The 1,553-nt window shown below is 52.4% G+C and carries 2 protein-coding genes; one reads left to right on the top strand and one right to left on the bottom strand.

Translation table 11 applies throughout. The annotated features are described in order from the left end of the window. Positions 1-761, top strand: a 761-nt coding sequence (locus V6D20_17400) for an Npun_R2479 family HD domain-containing metalloprotein (protein ID HEY9817559.1), incomplete at its 5' end; no start/stop codon positions are given. Positions 762-1,107: 346 nt separating this feature from the next. On the opposite strand, the gene V6D20_17395 is transcribed toward V6D20_17400, so the two are convergent. Continuing rightward, positions 1,108-1,553, bottom strand: a 446-nt coding sequence (locus tag V6D20_17395) for a L,D-transpeptidase (protein ID HEY9817558.1), incomplete at its 5' end; no start/stop codon positions are given.

Raw genomic sequence — 1,553 nt, 5'->3', positions numbered from 1 at the left:
ACATCATTGGTTGGGTTGGGTCAATGGCGCTTGAGAATATCGCCAACAGCGATGCTCTCTACCACAACGTCGAGCATACGATTTTGGTAGCCCTCGTAGGACAAGAGATTCTACGGGGTAAGCACATCCGTGAAGGTGGCGTTTCGCCCAGCGACTGGCTGCATTTCATTGTCTCCTTGCTATGCCACGATATTGGCTATGTGAAGGGTGTATGTCGGCAAGACAAAGAAGGCGTCTATGCCACCGGGCAAAACGGCAAGATGGTCAAGTTGGGCATGGGTTCATCCGATGCATCCCTGACGCCCTACCACGTCGATCGCGGCAAGCTGTTTGTTGATGAGCGCTTTGGCAACAACAGCAAGATCAGCGCTGAGATTATTAAGCGCAATATTGAGTTAACCCGCTTTCCGGTACCCAATGAAGCGGATCACCAAGACACTACCCACTATCCCGGTCTCATTCGAGCAGCGGATTTAATTGGGCAGCTCAGCGATCCCCGCTATCTCAAAAAAATTGGGGCTCTGTACTACGAGTTCCATGAAACAGGCGAGAGCAAAAAGCTGGGGTATGAGCATCCAGGGGATCTGCGTCGTAACTATCCTAAGTTTTACTGGAACGTCGTCTATCGCTACGTTAAGGACGGAATGCGGTATCTAGAACTCACCCAGCAAGGGAAGCAAATTCTAGCCAACCTGTATTCGAATGTGTTTGTTGTTGAACATGACATTCATGCCCTAGAAGACGTGGCGTCGGCTAGCTAGGTGTAGATACCAGAATGACTCCGCCAAAATCGGCAGTGTGCCTAGGCTCCGCGAGGTACTAGGCACCGTTGGTAGGCTATTTGTGGACTTGGTCTAATGGGACTTCACGTCTTAACACTGTGAGTCTAGTTGCTGACTGACCAACATGGATGGCCCTCACCCCCACCTCACCTCGGGAGGGACAGGGTGAGGGCTGTCGAGCATCTGGTAACCAGGTTTTGTCTAGCCAACTAGGTCTCGTGCAGAGGTTGGGAAGCAGGCGTTGGGGAACCCAAGGCATCTCCTTACATACCCGAGGGTTTCTGGGAGCAGAAGTCAAATCTTGAATGCACCCTAGCCAGCAGATCTAAGGTACGACGACAACGATGGTGCCCAATTGCACCAGCCGAAAAATCTCATCAATGTGATGGTCAAGAAGACGAATACAGCCGTGGGAAGCTGCCTGACCAATGGAGCTGGGATCGGGGGTGCCGTGCATACCTACCCAGTTATAGCCATCTGTCCAAAAGCCAATCCAGCGATCGCCCAGGGGGTTACTAGGATCTCCACTGCGCAGAACTTCTCCTGTGAGAGGATTCATCCAGTCTGGGTTGGCAATCATTTGCGTCACCTGAAATTGACCCACGGGCGTTTGCCATCCCTCTCGTCCTACGGCAATGGGATAGGTTTGCAGAGCAGTGCTGTTTTGGTAGAGCGTCAGCCTGCGATCGCTTAGGCTGATTTGAACATGGGTGACCGATCCTGGGCCATAGCCATCTAGCCCATACCCATCAACGTTAACAGGGGGGGGAG

The organism is Candidatus Obscuribacterales bacterium, assembly GCA_036703605.1.
Lineage (GTDB): Bacteria > Cyanobacteriota > Cyanobacteriia > RECH01 > RECH01 > RECH01.
This window is presented reverse-complemented; position numbering and strand designations above follow the sequence as displayed.